Annotated in this window: 18 protein-coding genes and 1 riboswitch; of the genes, 10 read left to right on the top strand and 8 right to left on the bottom strand. The window is 71.4% G+C overall.

Annotation, left to right across the window (positions count from 1 at the left end; all coding sequences use genetic code 11):
• Positions 1-57 precede the first annotated feature (57 nt).
• A complete protein-coding gene (locus ACGFYN_RS04570) occupies positions 58-1332 on the top strand; it encodes a D-alanyl-D-alanine carboxypeptidase family protein (RefSeq protein ID WP_393864271.1) in 1275 nt (424 codons plus the stop codon).
• Here ACGFYN_RS04570 and ACGFYN_RS04565 read toward each other — a convergent pair.
• Positions 1280-2194, bottom strand: coding sequence for a YihY/virulence factor BrkB family protein (locus ACGFYN_RS04565; RefSeq protein ID WP_393864270.1), 915 nt, complete (start codon positions 2192-2194; stop codon positions 1280-1282). The genes ACGFYN_RS04570 and ACGFYN_RS04565 overlap by 53 nt on opposite strands.
• A 317-nt stretch (positions 2195-2511) precedes the next feature.
• Between ACGFYN_RS04565 and ACGFYN_RS04560 the strand changes: the two genes are divergently transcribed.
• On the top strand, positions 2512-3267 hold the full coding sequence (locus tag ACGFYN_RS04560; protein ID WP_393864269.1) for a decaprenylphospho-beta-D-erythro-pentofuranosid-2-ulose 2-reductase: 756 nt from the start codon (positions 2512-2514) through the stop codon (positions 3265-3267).
• Positions 3268-3292: 25 nt separating this feature from the next.
• Here ACGFYN_RS04560 and ACGFYN_RS04555 read toward each other — a convergent pair whose 3' ends face one another.
• Both ACGFYN_RS04555 and trpS read right to left on the bottom strand, forming a co-directional pair.
• Positions 3293-3868: a 2'-5' RNA ligase family protein gene (locus tag ACGFYN_RS04555; RefSeq protein ID WP_393864268.1), complete on the bottom strand. Its 576-nt coding sequence runs from the start codon at positions 3866-3868 to the stop codon at positions 3293-3295.
• A gap of 137 nt (positions 3869-4005) precedes the next feature.
• A complete protein-coding gene (gene trpS, locus ACGFYN_RS04550; protein ID WP_393864267.1) occupies positions 4006-5019 on the bottom strand; it encodes a tryptophan--tRNA ligase in 1014 nt (337 codons plus the stop codon).
• Positions 5020-5150: 131 nt separating this feature from the next.
• Here trpS and ACGFYN_RS04545 point away from each other — a divergent pair, with 131 nt between their 5' ends.
• The 4 genes from ACGFYN_RS04545 (at position 5151) to ACGFYN_RS04530 (ending at position 8347) form a co-directional block, all read left to right on the top strand.
• Complete coding sequence (locus tag ACGFYN_RS04545; protein WP_393864266.1) at positions 5151-5711, top strand: RNA polymerase sigma factor; 561 nt, start codon at positions 5151-5153, stop codon at positions 5709-5711.
• A complete protein-coding gene (locus ACGFYN_RS04540; protein ID WP_393864265.1) occupies positions 5698-6678 on the top strand; it encodes a hypothetical protein in 981 nt (326 codons plus the stop codon). The genes ACGFYN_RS04545 and ACGFYN_RS04540 overlap by 14 nt, the downstream gene beginning before the upstream one ends.
• 98 nt (positions 6679-6776) lie before the next feature.
• On the top strand, positions 6777-7523 hold the full coding sequence (locus ACGFYN_RS04535) for a hypothetical protein (protein ID WP_393864264.1): 747 nt from the start codon (positions 6777-6779) through the stop codon (positions 7521-7523).
• Between the two features lie 17 nt (positions 7524-7540).
• Positions 7541-8347 carry a hypothetical protein gene (locus ACGFYN_RS04530; RefSeq protein ID WP_393864263.1) on the top strand — a complete coding sequence of 269 codons (807 nt, stop codon included), beginning with the start codon at positions 7541-7543 and terminating at the stop codon, positions 8345-8347.
• 74 nt (positions 8348-8421) lie between these two features.
• Here ACGFYN_RS04530 and ACGFYN_RS04525 read toward each other — a convergent pair whose 3' ends face one another.
• The 3 genes from ACGFYN_RS04525 to ACGFYN_RS04515 all read right to left on the bottom strand — a co-directional run bounded on the left by ACGFYN_RS04525 (position 8422) and on the right by ACGFYN_RS04515 (position 11773).
• Positions 8422-9873: a glycine hydroxymethyltransferase gene (locus ACGFYN_RS04525; protein WP_393864262.1), complete on the bottom strand. Its 1452-nt coding sequence runs from the start codon at positions 9871-9873 to the stop codon at positions 8422-8424.
• 44 nt (positions 9874-9917) lie between these two features.
• Positions 9918-10008, bottom strand: a riboswitch (ZMP/ZTP riboswitch).
• A gap of 164 nt (positions 10009-10172) precedes the next feature.
• Positions 10173-11402 carry a glutathionylspermidine synthase family protein gene (locus ACGFYN_RS04520; protein ID WP_393864261.1) on the bottom strand — a complete coding sequence of 410 codons (1230 nt, stop codon included), beginning with the start codon at positions 11400-11402 and terminating at the stop codon, positions 10173-10175.
• A 20-nt stretch (positions 11403-11422) separates the two neighbouring features.
• A complete protein-coding gene (locus tag ACGFYN_RS04515; RefSeq protein ID WP_393864260.1) occupies positions 11423-11773 on the bottom strand; it encodes a hypothetical protein in 351 nt (116 codons plus the stop codon).
• A 141-nt stretch (positions 11774-11914) separates the two neighbouring features.
• On the opposite strand from ACGFYN_RS04515, the gene ACGFYN_RS04510 reads away from it, so the two are divergent.
• A complete protein-coding gene (locus ACGFYN_RS04510) occupies positions 11915-12748 on the top strand; it encodes a hypothetical protein (RefSeq protein ID WP_393864845.1) in 834 nt (277 codons plus the stop codon).
• Between the two features lie 54 nt (positions 12749-12802).
• Here ACGFYN_RS04510 and ACGFYN_RS04505 read toward each other — a convergent pair whose 3' ends face one another.
• Positions 12803-14263 (bottom strand): PLP-dependent aminotransferase family protein, encoded by a 1461-nt coding sequence (locus tag ACGFYN_RS04505; protein ID WP_393864259.1) that lies wholly within the window; start codon positions 14261-14263, stop codon positions 12803-12805.
• A 47-nt stretch (positions 14264-14310) separates the two neighbouring features.
• Between ACGFYN_RS04505 and ACGFYN_RS04500 the strand changes: the two genes are divergently transcribed.
• The 3 genes from ACGFYN_RS04500 to ACGFYN_RS04490 are packed head-to-tail and all read left to right on the top strand — an operon-like array spanning position 14311 to position 15973.
• Positions 14311-14808 carry a carboxymuconolactone decarboxylase family protein gene (locus ACGFYN_RS04500; RefSeq protein ID WP_393864258.1) on the top strand — a complete coding sequence of 166 codons (498 nt, stop codon included), beginning with the start codon at positions 14311-14313 and terminating at the stop codon, positions 14806-14808.
• Positions 14805-15248, top strand: a complete 444-nt coding sequence (locus ACGFYN_RS04495; protein ID WP_393864257.1) for a carboxymuconolactone decarboxylase family protein — start codon at positions 14805-14807, stop codon at positions 15246-15248. Before ACGFYN_RS04500 ends, ACGFYN_RS04495 begins: the two co-directional genes overlap by 4 nt.
• Complete coding sequence (locus ACGFYN_RS04490; protein ID WP_393864256.1) at positions 15245-15973, top strand: isocitrate lyase/phosphoenolpyruvate mutase family protein; 729 nt, start codon at positions 15245-15247, stop codon at positions 15971-15973. Before ACGFYN_RS04495 ends, ACGFYN_RS04490 begins: the two co-directional genes overlap by 4 nt.
• Here ACGFYN_RS04490 and ACGFYN_RS04485 read toward each other — a convergent pair whose 3' ends face one another.
• Entirely contained in the window at positions 15974-16942 is a 969-nt protein-coding gene (locus ACGFYN_RS04485) for an ABC transporter substrate-binding protein (protein ID WP_393864255.1), read from the bottom strand. It abuts the gene before it with no gap.
• Position 16943: the final 1 nt, after the last annotated feature.

Raw genomic sequence — 16943 nt, 5'->3', positions numbered from 1 at the left:
GTCCGGGGTGGGGTGGGAGGCGGGACTTCACGCCGTAGGGCATGTACGTTTCCGTCCGTGTCCGCTCCCAAGAAGACCATCAGGCGATCCCTGCTGGTCACCGCCGCCGCCCTGTCCTCGCTCCCACTGGCCGCGCCCGCCGCCCTCGCGGCCCCGAGTCCCTCCACCAGTCCGTCGGCCACTCCCCCGGCGCACATGTCGAGCGTGGGCGGCACCCGCCTCGGGCAGTCGGGGACCCAGGTGAACCTCGGCAGCGGCGCCCCGGTGCTCCCCAAGGACATCACCGCCCGCTCGTGGATCGTCGCGGACGCCGAGTCGGGCGAGGTGCTCGCCTCGCACAACGCGCACTGGCGACTGCCTCCGGCGAGCACGATGAAGATGCTGTTCGCGGACACGGTGCTGCCGAAGTTCCCGGCGAGCGACAAGCACAAGGTCGTCCCCGCCGACCTGGCCGGCATGGGCGTCGGCTCCAGCATGGTCGGGATAAAGGAGGGCGAGACCTACACGGTCCACGACCTGTGGCTCGGAGTCTTCCTTCGCTCCGGCAACGACGCCGTGCACGTGCTGTCGGCCATGAACGACGGCGTCGACACCACGGTCAAGGAGATGAACCAGCACGCCCAGGAGCTCCAGGCCCTCGACACGCACGTGGTCACGCCCGACGGCTACGACGCCCCGGGCCAGGTCTCGTCGGCCTACGACCTGACCCTGTTCGCCCGCTCCGGGCTGCAGAAGAAGGACTTCCGCGAGTACTGCTCGACCGTGCGCGCCAAGTTCCCGGGCGAGACGAAGAAGGGCAAGAAGGGCGGCAAGCCGGTCCGCCAGTCCTTCGAGATCCAGAACACCAACCGGCTGCTGGCCGGCGACTACGACACCCCCGTCTACCAGGGCATCGCGGGCGTGAAGAACGGCAACACGACGAACGCGGGCGCGACCTTCACGGGCGTCGCCGAGCGCAACGGCCGGGTGCTGCTGGTCACCGTGATGCACCCGGAGAAGAACGACCACAACGAGGTCTACAAGGAGACCTCCAAGCTCTTCGACTGGGGCTTCAAGGCGTCCGGCAAGGCGTCGCCGGTGGGCGCGCTGGTCGCGCCGCGCAGCGCGCAGTCCGGCACCACGCCCGGCGCGAACCCGTCGGGTCAGGCGGGCGGTGCCGGTAACGCCTCGGGCACGCCGGTGGCGAGCTCCACGGCGAAGGGCGCCCCGGGCGGCATGGGGGTCGCCTTCGCCATAGTGGCCGGAGTGCTGGTGCTGCTCGGTGCGGGCGCGTTCCTGGTCAACCGCCGCTGGCCGCTGCCGGATCTGGTACGTCGCCGGACTCGACCGTGACGATTTCGTCCTCCTCCTTGTTCTGCGTCGCCGTCCACGCGGCGCAGAACAGGACCAGCTTCGAGGTGAAGTTGATCCACAGCAGCAGGGCCACCGGCACGCCGAAGGCGCCGTACATGCTCTTCGCCGCCACGCCCTGCATGTAGCCGCTCAGCAGCGTCTTCAGCAGTTCGAAGCCGATCGCGCCGGTCAGCGCGGCGACCACAAGGCGGCGGCGCGGCGGCTCGACGCCGGGCAGCAGGGTGAGGACGTACAGAAGCAGCAGGAAGTCGGCGAACACGGAGACCAGGAACGCGATGACGTAGAGCAGGACGCCGCCCCAGCCGTCCTTGTCGATGCCGATCTGCTGGGTGATCCAGCCGACCATCGCGGAGGCGATGGTCGAGGTCGCGAGCGTGACGAGGACGGCGCCGCCGAGTCCGACGAGGATGCCCAGGTCCTTGGCCTTGCGCAGGAAGGGGTTCTCCTCCTCGTCGGGCAGCTCCCACACCGCCCGCAGGCTGTCCCGCATGGAGCCCGCCCAGCCGATGCCGGTGAACAGCAGGACGGCGCCCGCGATGAGGCCGATGGTGCCGGCGTTGTTGACCAGTCCCTGGACGTCGAGCTGGTCGGAGATGCCGGGCACCTGCTCGGCGATCTTGTCCTGGAGGTCCTTCTGCTGCTGCTCGCTGACCGTGGCGGCGGCGACCGCGGCGCCCACGGTGAGCAGCGGGAACAGCGCGACGAAACTGGTGAAGGTCATCGCTGCGGCCAGCCTGGTCCACTTGACGCGATCCAGACGCTCGAACGAACGCCACGCGTGCGTGAGCATCAGTCGCGCCACCAGCGGGCCGACCACGGGGAGGTTCTTCAGCCAGTCCATGATCCGACTCTCCCCTCGGTACGGACGCCCGATGTGCGAGTACCCCGAAAGGACTGTGGTGTTGCGGCGCCGTACGCGCCCGAGGCCGCCGATGTCGCGGCAATATTGCACGACATCCCATTAATCACCCATTTTGCGGACGAGCGTCATGTTTCAAAACTGATCGCCCGTAAAGGGGCGATACGGTCGCCGACATGTCTGCATCCGGTGCCGGGCCGGTCGCTCGCCCTCGGCCTCGCGGCCCGCGCGCGGTGTTCGCCCCGGACCTGTCCCGCCGTCCCGCCGTCCCGCCCTCTGGGCACCTAGGAGCTGCTGTCGTGAAGGACGCCTTCGGCCTCCCCCAGTCCCTGCTCGTCCTCGGCGGTACGTCCGAGATCGCGCTCGCCACCGCACGCCGTCTCATCGCCCGCCGCACCCGCACGGTGTGGCTCGCGGGACGTCCCTCGCCCGCCCTGGAACAGGCCGCCGCGCAGCTGCGCGGGCACGGCGCCGACGTGCACACCGTCGCCTTCGACGCGCTCGACCCCGGCTCCCACGAGGCGGTGCTCGGCAAGGTCTTCGCCGAGGGCGACGTCGACATGGTGCTGCTCGCCTTCGGAATCCTCGGCGACCAGGCACGCGACGAGCGCGATCCGGCCGCCGCGGTGCGCGTCGCGCAGACCAACTACACGGGGGCGGTGTCGGCGGCCCTGGTGAGCGCGAGCGCCTTGCAGGCGCAGGGCCGCGGCTCCCTGGTGGTGCTCTCCTCCGTCGCCGGCGAGCGGGCCCTGCGCAGCAACTTCATCTACGGCTCCAGCAAGGCCGGCCTGGACGCCTTCGCGCAGGGCCTGGGCGACGCGCTGTACGGCACGGGCGCGCACGTCATGGTCGTACGCCCCGGGTCCGTCCGGTCGAGGATGACGGCAGGTCTGCTTCAGGCGCCGTTCGCGACGACCCCGGAGGCGGTCGCCACGGCCGTCGAACTGGGGCTGCGGCGGCGCTCGGAGACGGTGTGGGTGCCCGGCAGGCTGCGCGTGGTGATGTCGGTGCTCCGGCATGTGCCGCGGGCGGTGCTGCGGCGACTGCCACTCTGATCGGCGGCCGGGGGCGCGGTTCCGGTCAGTGGCTGGAGATGGTGCCGCGCACGTGACCGCCCTGGGGCGGCACCACCGGGCTCCCGAAGGGGTACTCGCGCAGCTTGCGCCAGACGCCGTCGGGGCCCTGCTCGTACAGCGCGAAGCCGGTGCACGACCACTCGGCGCGGTAGTCGGCGAGTTCCTCGAAGGCGCGGTCCATCGACTCCTCGTCGATGCCGTGCGCGATCGTGACGTGCGGGTGGTACGGGAACTGGAGCTCCCGCGGCACCGGTCCGGAGGCGTCGCGGACCTGCTTCTGCAGCCAGGTGCACGCCTCGGCGCCCTCGTCGACCCGCACGAAGACGACGGGTGACAGGGGCCGGAAGGTGCCGGTCCCGGACAGCCGCATCGGGAACGACCTCCCGGCCGCGGCGACCTCGGTCAGATGCGCCTCCACGGCCGGCAGGGCACTGCCGTCGACCTCCGTCGGCGGCAGCAGGGTGACGTGTGTGGGAATGCCGTGAGCCGCGGCGTCGCCGAAGCCCGTGCGCAGCTGTTGGAGCAGGCTGCCGTAAGGCTCCGGGACCGCGATCGAAACGCCGATCGTTACGGTCCCCACGTCATCTCCTGTCGTCGTGACGGATTTGTTCTCAGCCGTCGGCTATCGACTGTACGGCTACGGATGTGTCGTGGGCACGCGCAACCGTAGTGATGTGCAGCGCTCTGCCGAACGGTGCCCGTGGGCGGTGGTGCGCGTCAGTGCTTGGCGGGCAGGAAGCCCACCTTGTCGTACGTCTGGGCGAGGGTCTCCGCGGCGACCGCTCGCGCCTTCTCGGCGCCCTTGGCCAGAAGCGCGTCCAGCGTCTCCGGGTCGTCCAGATACTGCTGGGTGCGCTCCCGGAAGGGCGTCACGAACTCGACCATGACCTCGGCGAGGTCCGTCTTCAGCGCGCCGTACATCTTGCCCTCGTAGTCGCGCTCCAGGTCGGCGACGGACCTGCCGGTGAGGGTCGAGTAGATGGTGAGCAGGTTGCTGACGCCGGGCTTGTCCGCGACGTCGTAGCGGATGACGGTGTCGGTGTCGGTGACCGCGCTCTTGACCTTCTTCGCGGTGGCCTTCGGCTCGTCGAGGAGGTTGATCAGGCCCTTCGGCGTGGACGCCGACTTGCTCATCTTGATCGACGGGTCCTGCAGGTCGTAGATCTTCGCCGTCTCCTTGAGGATGTACGGCTTCGGGATCGTGAAGGTCTCGCCGAAGCGGCCGTTGAAGCGCGTGGCGAGGTCACGGGTCAGCTCGACGTGCTGGCGCTGGTCCTCGCCGACCGGGACCTCGTTGGCCTGGTAGAGCAGGATGTCAGCGACCTGGAGGATCGGGTACGTGAACAGGCCGACACTCGCGCGGTCGGCGCCCTGCCGGGCGGACTTGTCCTTGAACTGGGTCATGCGGCTCGCCTCGCCGAAGCCGGTGAGGCAGTTCATGACCCAGGCCAGCTGGGCGTGCTCGGGGACATGGCTCTGGACGAACAGCGTGCAGCGCTCGGGGTCGAGACCGGCCGCGAGGAGCTGGGCGGCGGCCAGCCGGGTGTTCGCGCGCAGCTCCGCCGGGTCCTGGGGAATCGTGATCGCGTGCAGGTCGACGACCATGTAGAACGCGTCGTGGGACTCCTGCAGGGCGACCCACTGGCGGACGGCGCCGAGGTAGTTGCCGAGGTGGAACGAGCCTGCGGTGGGCTGGATTCCGGAGAGCACGCGGGGACGATCAGAGGCCATGCTCACCATTCTCTCAGGTCTTGGGCCCCGATCCGGAAGTGGTCGGAAACAGACGGGAACCGATCTGCTTCCTGCGGTGTAACAAGGGTGTGAGGACGCGGGAGGGGGGCCGCATCGTCGATGAGGCCGCGGTGATCGCACGCGTACGCGCCGGAGAGCCGGAGGCGTACGCGGACCTGGTGCGGGCCCATACGGGCATCGCGCTCAGAGCGGCCACCGCGCTCGGGGCGGGGGCGGACGCGGAGGACGTGGTGCAGCAGGCCTTCGTGAAGGCGTACTGCGCGCTGGGCAGGTTCCGGGAGGGCGCGGCCTTCAGGCCCTGGCTGCTGTCGATCGTCGCCAATGAGACGAGGAACACAGTGCGCACGGCGGCGCGGCAGCGCACGCTCGCCGGCCGGGAGGCGGCCTTCGCGGAGGCGGAGCCGCTGATACCGGAATCGGCGGACCCGGCGATGGCGACGCTGGAGACGGAGCGCCGCACCGCCCTCCTCGCGGCCCTGGAGCGGCTGAGCGAGGAGCACCGCCTGGTCGTCACCTATCGCTACCTCCTGGAGATGGACGAGTCCGAGACCGCCCAGGCCCTGGGCTGGCCGCGCGGGACGGTCAAGTCCCGCCTCAACCGCGCCCTGCGCAAGCTGGGCCGGCTCCTGCCGGATGTCGAGCCTCGGGAAGGGGGTGATGAGCGTGGGTGAGGGACGGAATGCGTACGACGGCGAGGGCGGGTGTGGCCGTGCCGGTGACGGGGGTCCGGGGTGGCGAGGACGGGTCCGCGGGCGGCGCCGTGACGGCGGCGCGTCCGGGCTGCCGGACGAGCTGCGGGCGCTGGGCAGGTCGCTGGAGGCGCCCGGGGCGAGCGGTGCGGAGGGCGCCGGTGATCCTCTCGGCTCCGAGACGATGGTCGAGCGCGTGCTGGGACAGATACTGGCCGAGCAGCTGCCGGTCCCCGCGGCCGAGCCCCGGGGCGCCCGTGGGCGGCTGCGCGCGGTCCGGCACTGGACGCGGCTGCGGTGGCGGTCGGTGACCGCGGCCCTGTGCGGTCTGCTGACGGTGCTCGCGCTCACGCCCCCGGTGCGGGCGGCGGTCATGGACTGGTTCGACTTCGGCGGGGTCGAGGTGCGGTACGACCCGTCGGCGGTGCCCTCGCCCGGAGCCGTCGTTCCCGGCTGCGGCAGGTCGGTGTCGCTCGGACAGGCCCAGCAGCGGGCCGGCTTCGAGCCGTTGGTGCCGGACGCGCTCGGCATGCCGGACACGGTGGCGGTGACCGACGAACCGCACGGCCGGTTCCTGGTGAGCCTGTGCTGGCGGGAGGGCGGGCGCACGGTCCGGCTGGACGAGTTCCCGGCCTGGCTGGACATCGGCTTCGCCAAGAGATTGCCGGAGCCCCCGGAGTGGCTCCCGCTGGACGGGCGGACATCGCCCGGAGGCACGCAGGACTTCGCCCTGTGGTTCCCCGAGCCGCATCTGCTGAGCTTCTGGCTGGTGGACGCGGACGGGCACCGCTTCACCCGTGCGGAGCGGACCGCCGGGCCGACGTTGCTGTGGACCCATGGGACGGGGGACGGCGGCGTGACGCTGCGGCTGGAGGGTGTCACGTCCAAGGAGCGGGCGGTGCGGATCGCCAAGTCGGTGGAGGCACCGTCGACCCGGTCCTCCACATAGTTCGCCGGAACCGGGAACCCCGGCGGGTCGGGCGGTGTACCAGAAGTGACATGCGGTTCGGGGACGGGTCGCGCGGGACTTTCTGGTTGGGGGACGGCATGCGTGGACGGAGGCGCGGGGTCCGTGAACTGGCGGCGCCGGCAGGCGCGTTGGCGGTGATGCTCACCCTGATGGCGTGGGGCGCGTCCTCCGCTTCGGCCGGCGGGCCGACGAGTGTACTGGTGACATCGCCGCAGAGCGCGGAGGCCTCCGCGCTGTACTACCCGGACAAGGCGTACGGGGACCTCCAGGAGTTACTCGGCCCGTCCGGTGTCGGGACCAAGGAGAGGCCTCCGGGGCGGGAGTTGGAAGGCGAGCGCCAGATCAACGTCACGTGGATGGCGCACGACATCTGGCCCTGGCGCATGGACCGGGTCTACCCCGGCGGATCGGGTTCCGGGGCCGTGTGGATTCACACTGCGACCGACGTGCCGGACAGCATGAACGGCTACTGGCACCGCGTCGAACACCCTGCCCGGCTGCGCACTCTGCTCGGGCGGTTGGGCGTGATGGGCAAGACGACCGCTGACGGCTACGGAGGCATCTTCCCGGCGCCCTGGTCGTCGCAGGAGCCGAGCGCGACGGCCGCTCCGGGTCCGGCCGTGGACACGACGTCTGCGCGAGCAGGTACGCCCGGGACGGGCCACGGCGTCAACTGGCGGGCGGGTTGGTGGTGGACGCTGCCGGGCGTGGCTGCGGGGGTCGTGCTGGTCCTGGTCCTGAGGCCGTTCGCCTCGCGGGTGCCGGTCGACCGCTGGAGGCGTGCGCGGGAGAGCGGGCCCAGGCAGGAGCTGCGTGATCCATGAGAAGCGGAGGGGGATGCATGGCGGGTCGGAGCATGCCGGTCACGTCCAGGCTGGTGGCGCTTGTGCCGACGGTGGCAGCGCTGGTGCTGTGCGGGGCGGTGAGCGATGCGGCGGCGGTGGCGGAGCCCCGGACTGGAGCGGCGGTTCGGGCACACGCGGCGACGGCGGTGGAGACAGCGACGGCGACTGCGGCACAGGACCGGAAGGTCCCCGATCTGGCGATGGTCATCGCGGGCGGGACGGGGCGGACGACGGTGCTGCGCTCCGGCCAGGCTGCCTTCGCCCACCTCCGGCAGCTGCTGCGGCCGGACTACACAGGAACGGAGCGGGTGCCGCAGGCGTGGGCCGAGGGTCGATATCCGCCGGCGGACTTCACCGTGATCTGGGGGCTCACGGGGGTCGGAGGCTGGCCGCAGACGGATCGTGCGCCAGGCGGTGACGTGGCGGTCGAGCGGCAGGACCAGCTGGTGGTGGCGGCGGACGGCACGCCCTGGATACGGACGGATCCGGCGCCGGACATCCAGGACGACGACATCCGCTGGCACCGGGCGCCGCGCTCGATCTTCGTGGAGCTGGAGCGGGAGAAGGTGCTCGCCGGGCTCGGCGGGAGCGCGTCCGCGGGCGGACGGGGAGGGGACGGGGCCACCGCACGGAAGACCGCGGGGGACGGGGGCGGCCGGGGCAGTCGCTGGTGGGCGGTGCCGGGGCTGGCCGTGGGGCTCGTGGCCGGGGCCGGCGGCACGCTGCTGATACGCCGCGCGGCGGCCCGGCCAGGGGCCGGACCGCCGCGGGAGGAGCCACGACAGGAACTCATCGATCTCTGACCGTCGCGGATTCGGCCTCGACCGTCATGGACCTCGCGGAGTCCCGGATCTTTGAAAACTCCAGAGAGGGCGTGTCAGCCCAGGTCGATCTCCGGGTACAGCGGGAAGCCGGCCACGAGGTCGGTGGCGCGGTGCGAGATCTCGTCCGCGATCTTCGGGTCGAGGATGTGCTGCGCCTTCGACTTGGTGCCCTTGCTGGTGGTGCCCGGCTCCGTGCTGGTGAGGACACGGTCGATGAGGCCCGCGACCTCGTCCATCTCGCCGGTGCCCAGGCCACGCGTGGTCAGGGCGGGGGTGCCGATGCGGATGCCGGAGGTGTACCAGGCGCCGTTGGGGTCGGCCGGGATGGCGTTGCGGTTGGTGACGATGCCGGAGTCGAGGAGCGCGGCCTCGGCCTGGCGGCCGGTGAGGCCGTAGGAGGTGGCGACGTCGATCAGGTTGAGGTGGTTGTCGGTGCCGCCGGTGACCAGGTTGGCACCACGGCGCATCAGGCCCTCCGCGAGAGCGCGTGAGTTGTCGACGATGCGCTGGGCGTAGTCCTGGAACTCGGGCCGGCGGGCCTCGGCGAGGGCGACGGCCTTGGCGGCCATGACGTGCGGGAGCGGGCCGCCGAGGACCATCGGGCAGCCGCGGTCGACCTGGTCCTTGAGGGAGTCGTCGCACAGCACCATGCCGCCGCGCGGGCCGCGCAGCGACTTGTGGGTGGTGGTCGTGACGATCTGGGCGTGCGGGACCGGGTCGAAGTCGCCGGTCAGCACCTTGCCCGCGACCAGGCCGGCGAAGTGCGCCATGTCCACCATCAGGGTCGCCCCGACCTCGTCGGCGATCTCGCGCATGATGCGGAAGTTCACGAGACGCGGGTAGGCGGAGTAGCCGGCGACGATGATGAGCGGCTTGAACTCACGGGCCGACTCGCGCAGCGCCTCGTAGTCGACCAGGCCCGTCGAGGGGTCGGTGCCGTAGGAGCGCTGGTCGAACATCTTGCCGGAGATGTTCGGGCGGAAGCCGTGGGTGAGGTGGCCGCCGGCGTCCAGGGACATGCCGAGCATGCGCTGGTTGCCGAAGGCCTGGCGCAGCTCGGCCCAGTCGGCGTCGGAGAGGTCGTTGACCTGGCGGACGCCGGCCTTCTCCAGCGCCGGAATCTCCACGCGCTGGGCGAGGACGGACCAGAAGGCGACCAGGTTGGCGTCGATGCCGGAGTGCGGCTGGACGTAGGCGTGGCGGGCGCCGAAGAGCTCCTTGGCGTGCTCGGCGGCAAGGGACTCGACGGTGTCGACGTTGCGGCAGCCGGCGTAGAAGCGACGGCCGATGGTGCCCTCGGCGTACTTGTCGCTGAACCAGTTGCCCATCGCGAGAAGGGTGGCCGGGGAGGCGTAGTTCTCGGAGGCGATCAGCTTCAGCATCTCGCGCTGGTCGTGCACCTCCTGGCCGATGGCGTCGGCGACGCGCGGCTCGACGGACCTGATCACGTCGAGGGCGGCACGGAAGGCGGTGGACTCGGTGGAGAGGGGCTGCTGCTCTGACATGTCGTCGGCCTCCGGGTGGCGTGGCTTGAAGCATTCACGGTTCACGGTTTGGCCCAGGCGCACGGCACTCGCTCGCTTCACGGGCCGCTCCCCGATGGTCGGTCCCATCCCAGCGCGCCAGTCACGGCCCGTCGGTCAGCCTACCGGGCGGGCCGGAGGGCCGAGGTCCCGCGTCCACCATGCGAGCGACGGCGGAAGTGGCGGCACCCTCAGCACCCTGCGCTTTCTGGAGATCCCATGACTGCTGCGGAGAGCCCGATCGGCGCCGCCGACGCGCACTCCGCGCCGCCGGGAAGCTCCTAAAGGATCACGTGCGGCAGGAAGCGGGCGTACTCGTCCGTGATCAGGCCGGACGACTCGCGGATGCCGAGGCCCGCGGACTCGTCCTCCACGACCCAGGCGCCGAGGACGACGCGGTTGCCGTCGAAGTCGGGCAGTGGGGCCAACTGCTGGTAGCAGCGGGCCCCTTCGCGGACCGGCGGGACTGCTTCGTCGCCGGCCGACCCGGTGCCGGGTCCAGGTTCGGGTTCGGGTTCGGGTTCATGGATCGTCACGCCGGCGCCTTCGCGGCCGAGCAGGGGTTTGGCGACGTATCCCGTGGTGCTCGCCAGGTCGCGGGGGCCGTCGAGGTAGGCCGGGAGGAGGTTGGGGTGGCCCGGGTGGAGCTCCCAGAGGATCGCCAGGAGGGCCTTGTTGCTGAGGAGCATCTTCCAGGCGGGCTCGATCCACATCGTCGAGCCCGTGCCGCCGCCGTTGTCGAGGGTGTCGAGGACATGGCCCGCGAAACTGTCGGTGGTGAGCCACTCCCAGGGATAGAGCTTGAAGCAGCTGCGGATGAAGCGGAGTTGATTGTCGACGAAACGGCCGGAGAGGGAGTCCCAGCCGATCTCCTCCATGGAGATCCAGTCCGTGTCCAGGCCGGCCTGCTCGGCGGTTTCCTTGAGGTAGGCGACCGTCATCAGGTCCTCGCCGAGTTCGTCGTCCGAGGAGTGCGCGAAGTAGAGGGGGCTGCCCGGCGGGAGGAGGGCTGACTGCTTCTTCCAGGCGGCGACGAGACGCTCGTGGAGGGAGTTCCACTGGTCGGCGCCCGGGAAGCGCTCCTCCATCCAGAACCACTGCGGGGAGGCGGCCTCGACCAGGGAGGTGGGGGTGTCGGCGTTGTACTCCAGGAGCTTCGCCGGGCCGGTGCCGTCGTAGCGGAGGTCGAAACGGCCGTAGACCGAGGGGAGTTCGTCGCGTCGGCGCCAGGCGTCGGCGATCGCACCGGCCACGCGGGGGTCGGTGATGCCCAGGTCGGCGAAGCGGCCGGCGGTGACGATGTGGTCGGCCGCCGCCAGGCACATGCGGTGGAGTTCCTCGACGGTCTCCTCCAGCGCCTCCACCTCGTCGAGGCTGAAGGAGTAGTAGGCGCTCTCGTCCCAGTACGGGCGCAGGGAGTCGTCGGGGTGACGGGTGAGCGGGTAGATGAGTCCCTGCTCCTCGACGGTCTGCTGCCAGCCGGGGCGAGGGGTGATGGTGTGACGTCGCATGGTGTGGTTCGCGTCCGGGCTCAGCCGCCGGAGCTTCCCTTGCCGCCGCCGAAGCCGCCGCGGGAGACACCGTGGCCGCCGCCGGAGCCGCCCGAACCGCCGGAGGCCTTGCGGGGCTTGGTGAAGGAGCCGTCCTCGACCCAGGAGCCCTTCTTGCTGCCGCCGTAGTACCAGGTTCCGTTGGCCGAGGTCTTGGTGGACGTGCAGTTCTTGTCGGAGACGACCTTGTAGCCCTTGGCGAGGTTGTAACTGTCGCGGTCCACGCAGCGCTTGTCGGGGTCCGAGGAGCAGGCGGTGAGGGCCGCGGCGAGAAGTCCCATGCCGCCGAGTACGACCGTGCCCGAGCGAAGTTGCCGGCGTGCGTCCGCCATGTCCTGTCTCCCCGTTGCTGTGCTCGTCGCGCGATGTCGGTCGTGCGATGTCAGGGGGCCAGCCTAGAGATCAGTGTGAGCACACACCGAAGGGCCCCATCGGTGCCCGGCCTCCCCTACAGTCGCTTTGTGATCTTTGGGATGCTGTGCGCGCTTGGGGCGGCGGTCTGCTTCGGCACCGCGACGGTGCTGCAGGCGGTCGCCGCGCGGGCGGCGAGTGCGGAAGGGGGCGGGGGCGGGGAGGCGGCGCTGCTGCTCCGGGCCCTGCGGCAGTGGCGGTATCTGGCCGGACTGGCGCTCGACGGGCTGGGATTCCTGCTCCAGATCGCCGCGTTGCGGTCGATCCCGATCTACGCGGTCGCGGCGGCGCTCGCGTCCAGCCTCGCGGTCACCGGGGTGGTGGCGGCGCGGCTGCTGCGGGTGCGGCTGAGCGGGGTGGAGTGGGCCGCGGTCGGCGTGGTGTGCGCCGGGCTCGCGATGCTGGGGCTGGCGTCCGGTGCCGAGGGCGACAGCGAGGGGCCTGCGGCGCTGAAGTGGGTGATGCTCGCGATCGCCGTACTGGTGCTGCTGCTCGGGCTGTTCGGCGGGCGCTGGAGCGGGCGCGGGCGGGCGCTGGTGCTCGGTTCGGGGGCGGGGTGCGGGTTCGGGGTCGTGGAGGTGTCGGTGCGGCTGATCGACTCGCTCCAGCCGTCGGGCCTGCTCACCAACCCGGCGACGTACGCGCTCCTCCTCGGCGGAGGCGGCGCCTTCCTGCTGCTGACCTCGGCCCTCCAGCGCGGCTCGGTCACCACGGCGACGGCCGGAATGGTGATCGGCGAGACGATCGGACCGGCCCTGGTGGGCGTGGTGTGGCTCGGGGACCGCACCCGGGAGGGCCTGGCCTGGCTGGCGGTCCTGGGCTTCATGATCGCCGTCGCGGGGGCACTGGCGCTGGCCCGGTTCGGCGAGGCGCCGGAGGTGGAAGAAACGGCGTGAGGGCCCGCCCGTACGCTCCGGGCCTTTCGAGTCCGCGCGAGGTGGAGGGAGCGATCACGGTCCCGGCGAGGGCGACCCCGTAGATCCCTCCCCGTCCGCTTCCGGCAGCGCCGCGCACAACGCCTCCAGCGCTCCCGACCATGCGTGGTCCGGTGGCGTTCCGTAGCCCACGACCAGGGCGTCCAGTGGATCGGCCGGGGCGTCGGGGTGCCGGTAGCGGTGCAGGCCGTGCACGGCGAGGTCCTGCCAGGAGGCCGCCCGTAGTGTGGCCTGTTCGGTGCCGGGGGGCAGGCGGAGCACCACGTGCAGGCCGGCCGCGATACCGGTCGCGTGGACCTGCGGGGCGCGGCGCGCGAGCTCGGCGACCAGCGCGTCGCGGCGGCGCCGGTAGCGCAGACGGGCGGCGCGCACGTGGCGGTCGTAGGCGCCGGAGTTGAGGAATTCGGCGAGGGTCAGCTGGTCGAGGGCGCCGCACATGTCCTTGCCGCCCTTCGCCCGTGCCGCCTCCTCCACGAGGCCCGGCGGGAGCACCAGCCAGGCCAGCCGGAGGCCGGGGGCGAGGGACTTGCTGGCGGTGCCCGCGTAGACGACGTGGTCGGGGTCCAGGCCCTGGAGGGCGCCGACGGGCTGGCGGTCGTAGCGGAACTCGCCGTCGTAGTCGTCCTCCACGACCAGTCCGCCGGTGCGGCGTGCCCAGTCGACGACGGCCGCGCGGCGGTCGCGGTGCAAGGTGCCGCCCATGGGGAACTGGTGGGCGGGGGTGAGGAGGACGGCGCCCTGGTCCGTCAACTGCCCAGGATCGGTGCCCCGTTCGTCGAAGGGCAGCGGGACGGTCCGCAGGCCGGTGCCCGCCAGCAGCCGCCAGTGCACGTCGAGGCCGTACGACTCCACGGCCACCGTGCTCGCGCCGCGCGCCCGCAGCATGGCGCCGAGGATCTGCAGGCCGTGCGAGATGCCCGCGCAGACCAGGATGCGCCCGGGGTCGGCGCGTACGCCCCGGGCGCGGGCGAGGTAGCCGGCGAGGGCGCTGCGCAGCTCGACGCGGCCTCGCGGATCGCCGTAGTCGAAGGCCTCGTTCGGGGCGGCGGCGAGGGCGCGGCGGGCGGCCTTGAGCCACTCGGCGCGGGGGAAGGAGGAGAGGTCGGGCACGCCGGGGAGCAGGTCGTAGGCGGGGCGGCTGCGGGGGCGGGGATGCGGTGCGATGCCGGTGGGCGGGACGGCCGTGCTCCCCCACTGTGCGGAAGGAGTGGGTACCCTCGCCGCCACACGGGTGCCCGAGCCCTGCCGTGCGGTGAGCCAGCCCTCGGCGACCAGGTCGGCGTAGGCGTCGGCGACGGTGTTGCGGGCGATGCCCAGGTCGGCGGCGAGGGCGCGGGAGGAAGGCAGCCGGGTGCCGGGGGACAGCCGGCCGGTGCGGACGGCCTCGCGCAGGGCGTCGGTCAGGCCCCGGCGCACCCTCGGCCCGGTCGGCTCCAGATGAAGGTCGACGCCCGGAGTGGCCCATGATTTCGCCATGGAACTGGACCATACCTGTGGGCTGCCCTGCTTCTAGGGTCGTGGGTATGACGACACAGGAGACCGTCGAATACGCCCCCGAACACGAGCCCCGGCTGCGCTGGGCCCAGCACGCACCCGAGGTCTACAAGGCGATGCTCCGCCTCGACGTGGCTGCCCGGCAGGGGGTCGAACCCCGGCTGCTGGAGCTGGTGAAGATCCGCGCCTCGCAGCTCAACCACTGCGCCCTGTGCCTGGACATGCACTCCAAGGACGCGCTGGCGGCCGGCGAGAGCGTGGAGCGGATCGTCCAGCTCGGCGCGTGGGAGGAGTCGGCGCACTTCTACACGGAGAAGGAGCTCGCGGCTCTCGCGCTGACCGACGCGGTGACCGTCCTGACCGACGGCTTCGTCACGGACGAGGTGTACGACCACGCGGCCAAGCACTTCGAGGAGGCCGAGCTGGCGCAGCTGATCGCCGCGATCACCGTGATCAACGCCTGGAACCGGTTCGGTGTGAGCTGCCGGATGGCTCCGGGCCACTACGAGGCGGGGCAGCACCGATGAGCCGCACGACGGTTCTCGACCGCGGGGTCGCGCAGGCCTTCTCCGCGCTCAGCGCGACCGCGAAGCGGGGGCTCGGCGACGCCGCGCTCGCCGAGCTGGTGGTGATCCGGGCCTCGCAGCTCAACCACTGCGCGTTCTGCCTGGACATGCATCTCGCCGTCGCGCGCAAGCACGGGGTGAGCGAGCGTCAGCTGGATCTGCTCGCCGCCTGGGAGGAGACCGAGGACGTCTACGACGAGCGGGAGCGGGCCGCGCTCGCGCTGACCGAGGCCGTGACCGTTCTGACCGAGGGTTTCGTGCCGGACGACGTCTACGAGCGGGCCGCGGGACACTTCGACGAGCCCCGGCTCGCGCACCTCATCGCCCTGATCGTGGCCATCAACAACTGGAACCGCGTGATGGTCAGCCGCCGTATCCCGCCGGGGGGTTACACGCCGTGAGCAAGGTGGAGGTCTTCCGCGCACTGCACCGGGGCCGGCTCCCGGGCGATCCCCTCGTGCTTCCCGGGCCCTGGGACGCGGTCAGCGCGCGGGTGTGCGCCGAGGCCGGCTTCCCCGCGCTCGCGACGCCGAGTGCGGGGGTCGCCGCCTCCCTCGGGCACGAGGACGGCTCGACCCCGGCCGAGGAGATGTTCGCCGCGGTGGCGCGCGTCGTACGGGCCGTGGACGTGCCGGTGTCGGCGGACATCGAGGGCGGATACGGGCTGGCGCCCAAGGAGTTGGTGGAGCGGCTGCTGGAGACGGGAGCCGTGGGCTGCAACCTCGAGGACTCCCGCAACGGAGTTCTCAAGGACCCGCGGGAGCACGCGGACTGGCTCGCCGAGGTGCGGGCGGCGGCCGGTGACCAGCTCTTCGTCAACGCCCGCGTCGACACCTTCATCCGCGGTGAGCGCAGTCCCGACCGGGCCATCGAGCGGGCCGCGTTGTACGTCGCCGCGGGTGCCGACTGCGTCTATCCGATCGGCGCCCCGGCGGACGCACTGCCGCTGCTGCGGTCCGGCATCCAGGGACCGGTCAACGTGCACGGCACCCTGGACGGCAAGGGCCCCTCGCCCACCGAACTCGGTGAACTCGGGGCCACTCGCGTCACGTTCGGGCCGGGGCTGCAGCGGCGGGCGGCGCTGGCGCTGCGCGGGATGGCCGACGAACTGAACACGCGCCGCTGATCAGGACAGCCACGCCTTCCAGGTGGACGCGTGGCTGTCCACCCACTTCTTCGCCGCCTGGTCCGGCGTCATCTTCTGGTCGGCGATCATCAGGGAGACCTCGTTCTGGTCTTCGGTCGTCCACTTGAACTTCTTCAGGAAGGCCGCCGCCTTGCCGCCGTTCTTCGAGAAGCCGGCGTTGAGGTACTTCTGCAGCGGGGTGTGCGGATAGGCGCAGGCGACCTTCGCCGCGTCCGCGTCGCAGCCCTCCTTGTACGCCGGCAGCTTCACCTCGGTCATGGGGACCTTCTTGAAGAGCCACTGCGGCGCGTACCAGTACGTCAGGAAGGGCTTCTTCTCCTTGGCGAACTGCTTCATCTGGGTGATCTGCGCGGCCTCCGAACCGGCGAACACCACCTGGTAGTTCAGCTTCAGGTTGTTCACCAGGGCCTTGTCGTTGGTGACATAGGACGGGGAGCCGTCCATCAGCTGGCCCTTGCCGCCGCTCTCCGGGGTGCGGAACAGCGAGGAGTACTTGTCGAGGTTCCTCCAGTCGGTGATGTCGGGGTGCTGCTTGACCAGGTAGGTCGGCACGTACCAGCCGATGTGGCCGGTCACCCCGAGCCCGCCGCCACGCGTGATCGTCTTCTTGTCGGTGACGTACCGCTTCTCCTGGTCGGGGTGGCCCCAGTCCTCCAGGATCGCGTCGACCCGGCCCTGGCTGAGCGCGTCCCAGGCGGGCACCTCGTCGACCTGGACGGTGTCGACGCGGTAGCCGAGCTTGTGCTCCAGCAGGTACTGGGCGACGGCGACGTTGGACTGGGCGCCGACCCACGACTGCACGGACAGGGTCACGGTCTTGGCGCCCTGCGCGTTGGCGAAGGGGGACGCCTGCTTGGTCATGTCGGCGGCGCCGCAGCCGGTGAGGAGGGAGAGCGCCGCGGCCGAGGAGGCGATCAGGGCCGCCCTGCGGTTCAGGTGCAATGCCATG

Source organism: Streptomyces sp. NPDC048419 (assembly GCF_043200415.1).
In the GTDB taxonomy this organism is placed as follows: Bacteria; Actinomycetota; Actinomycetes; order Streptomycetales; family Streptomycetaceae; genus Streptomyces.
This window is presented reverse-complemented; position numbering and strand designations above follow the sequence as displayed.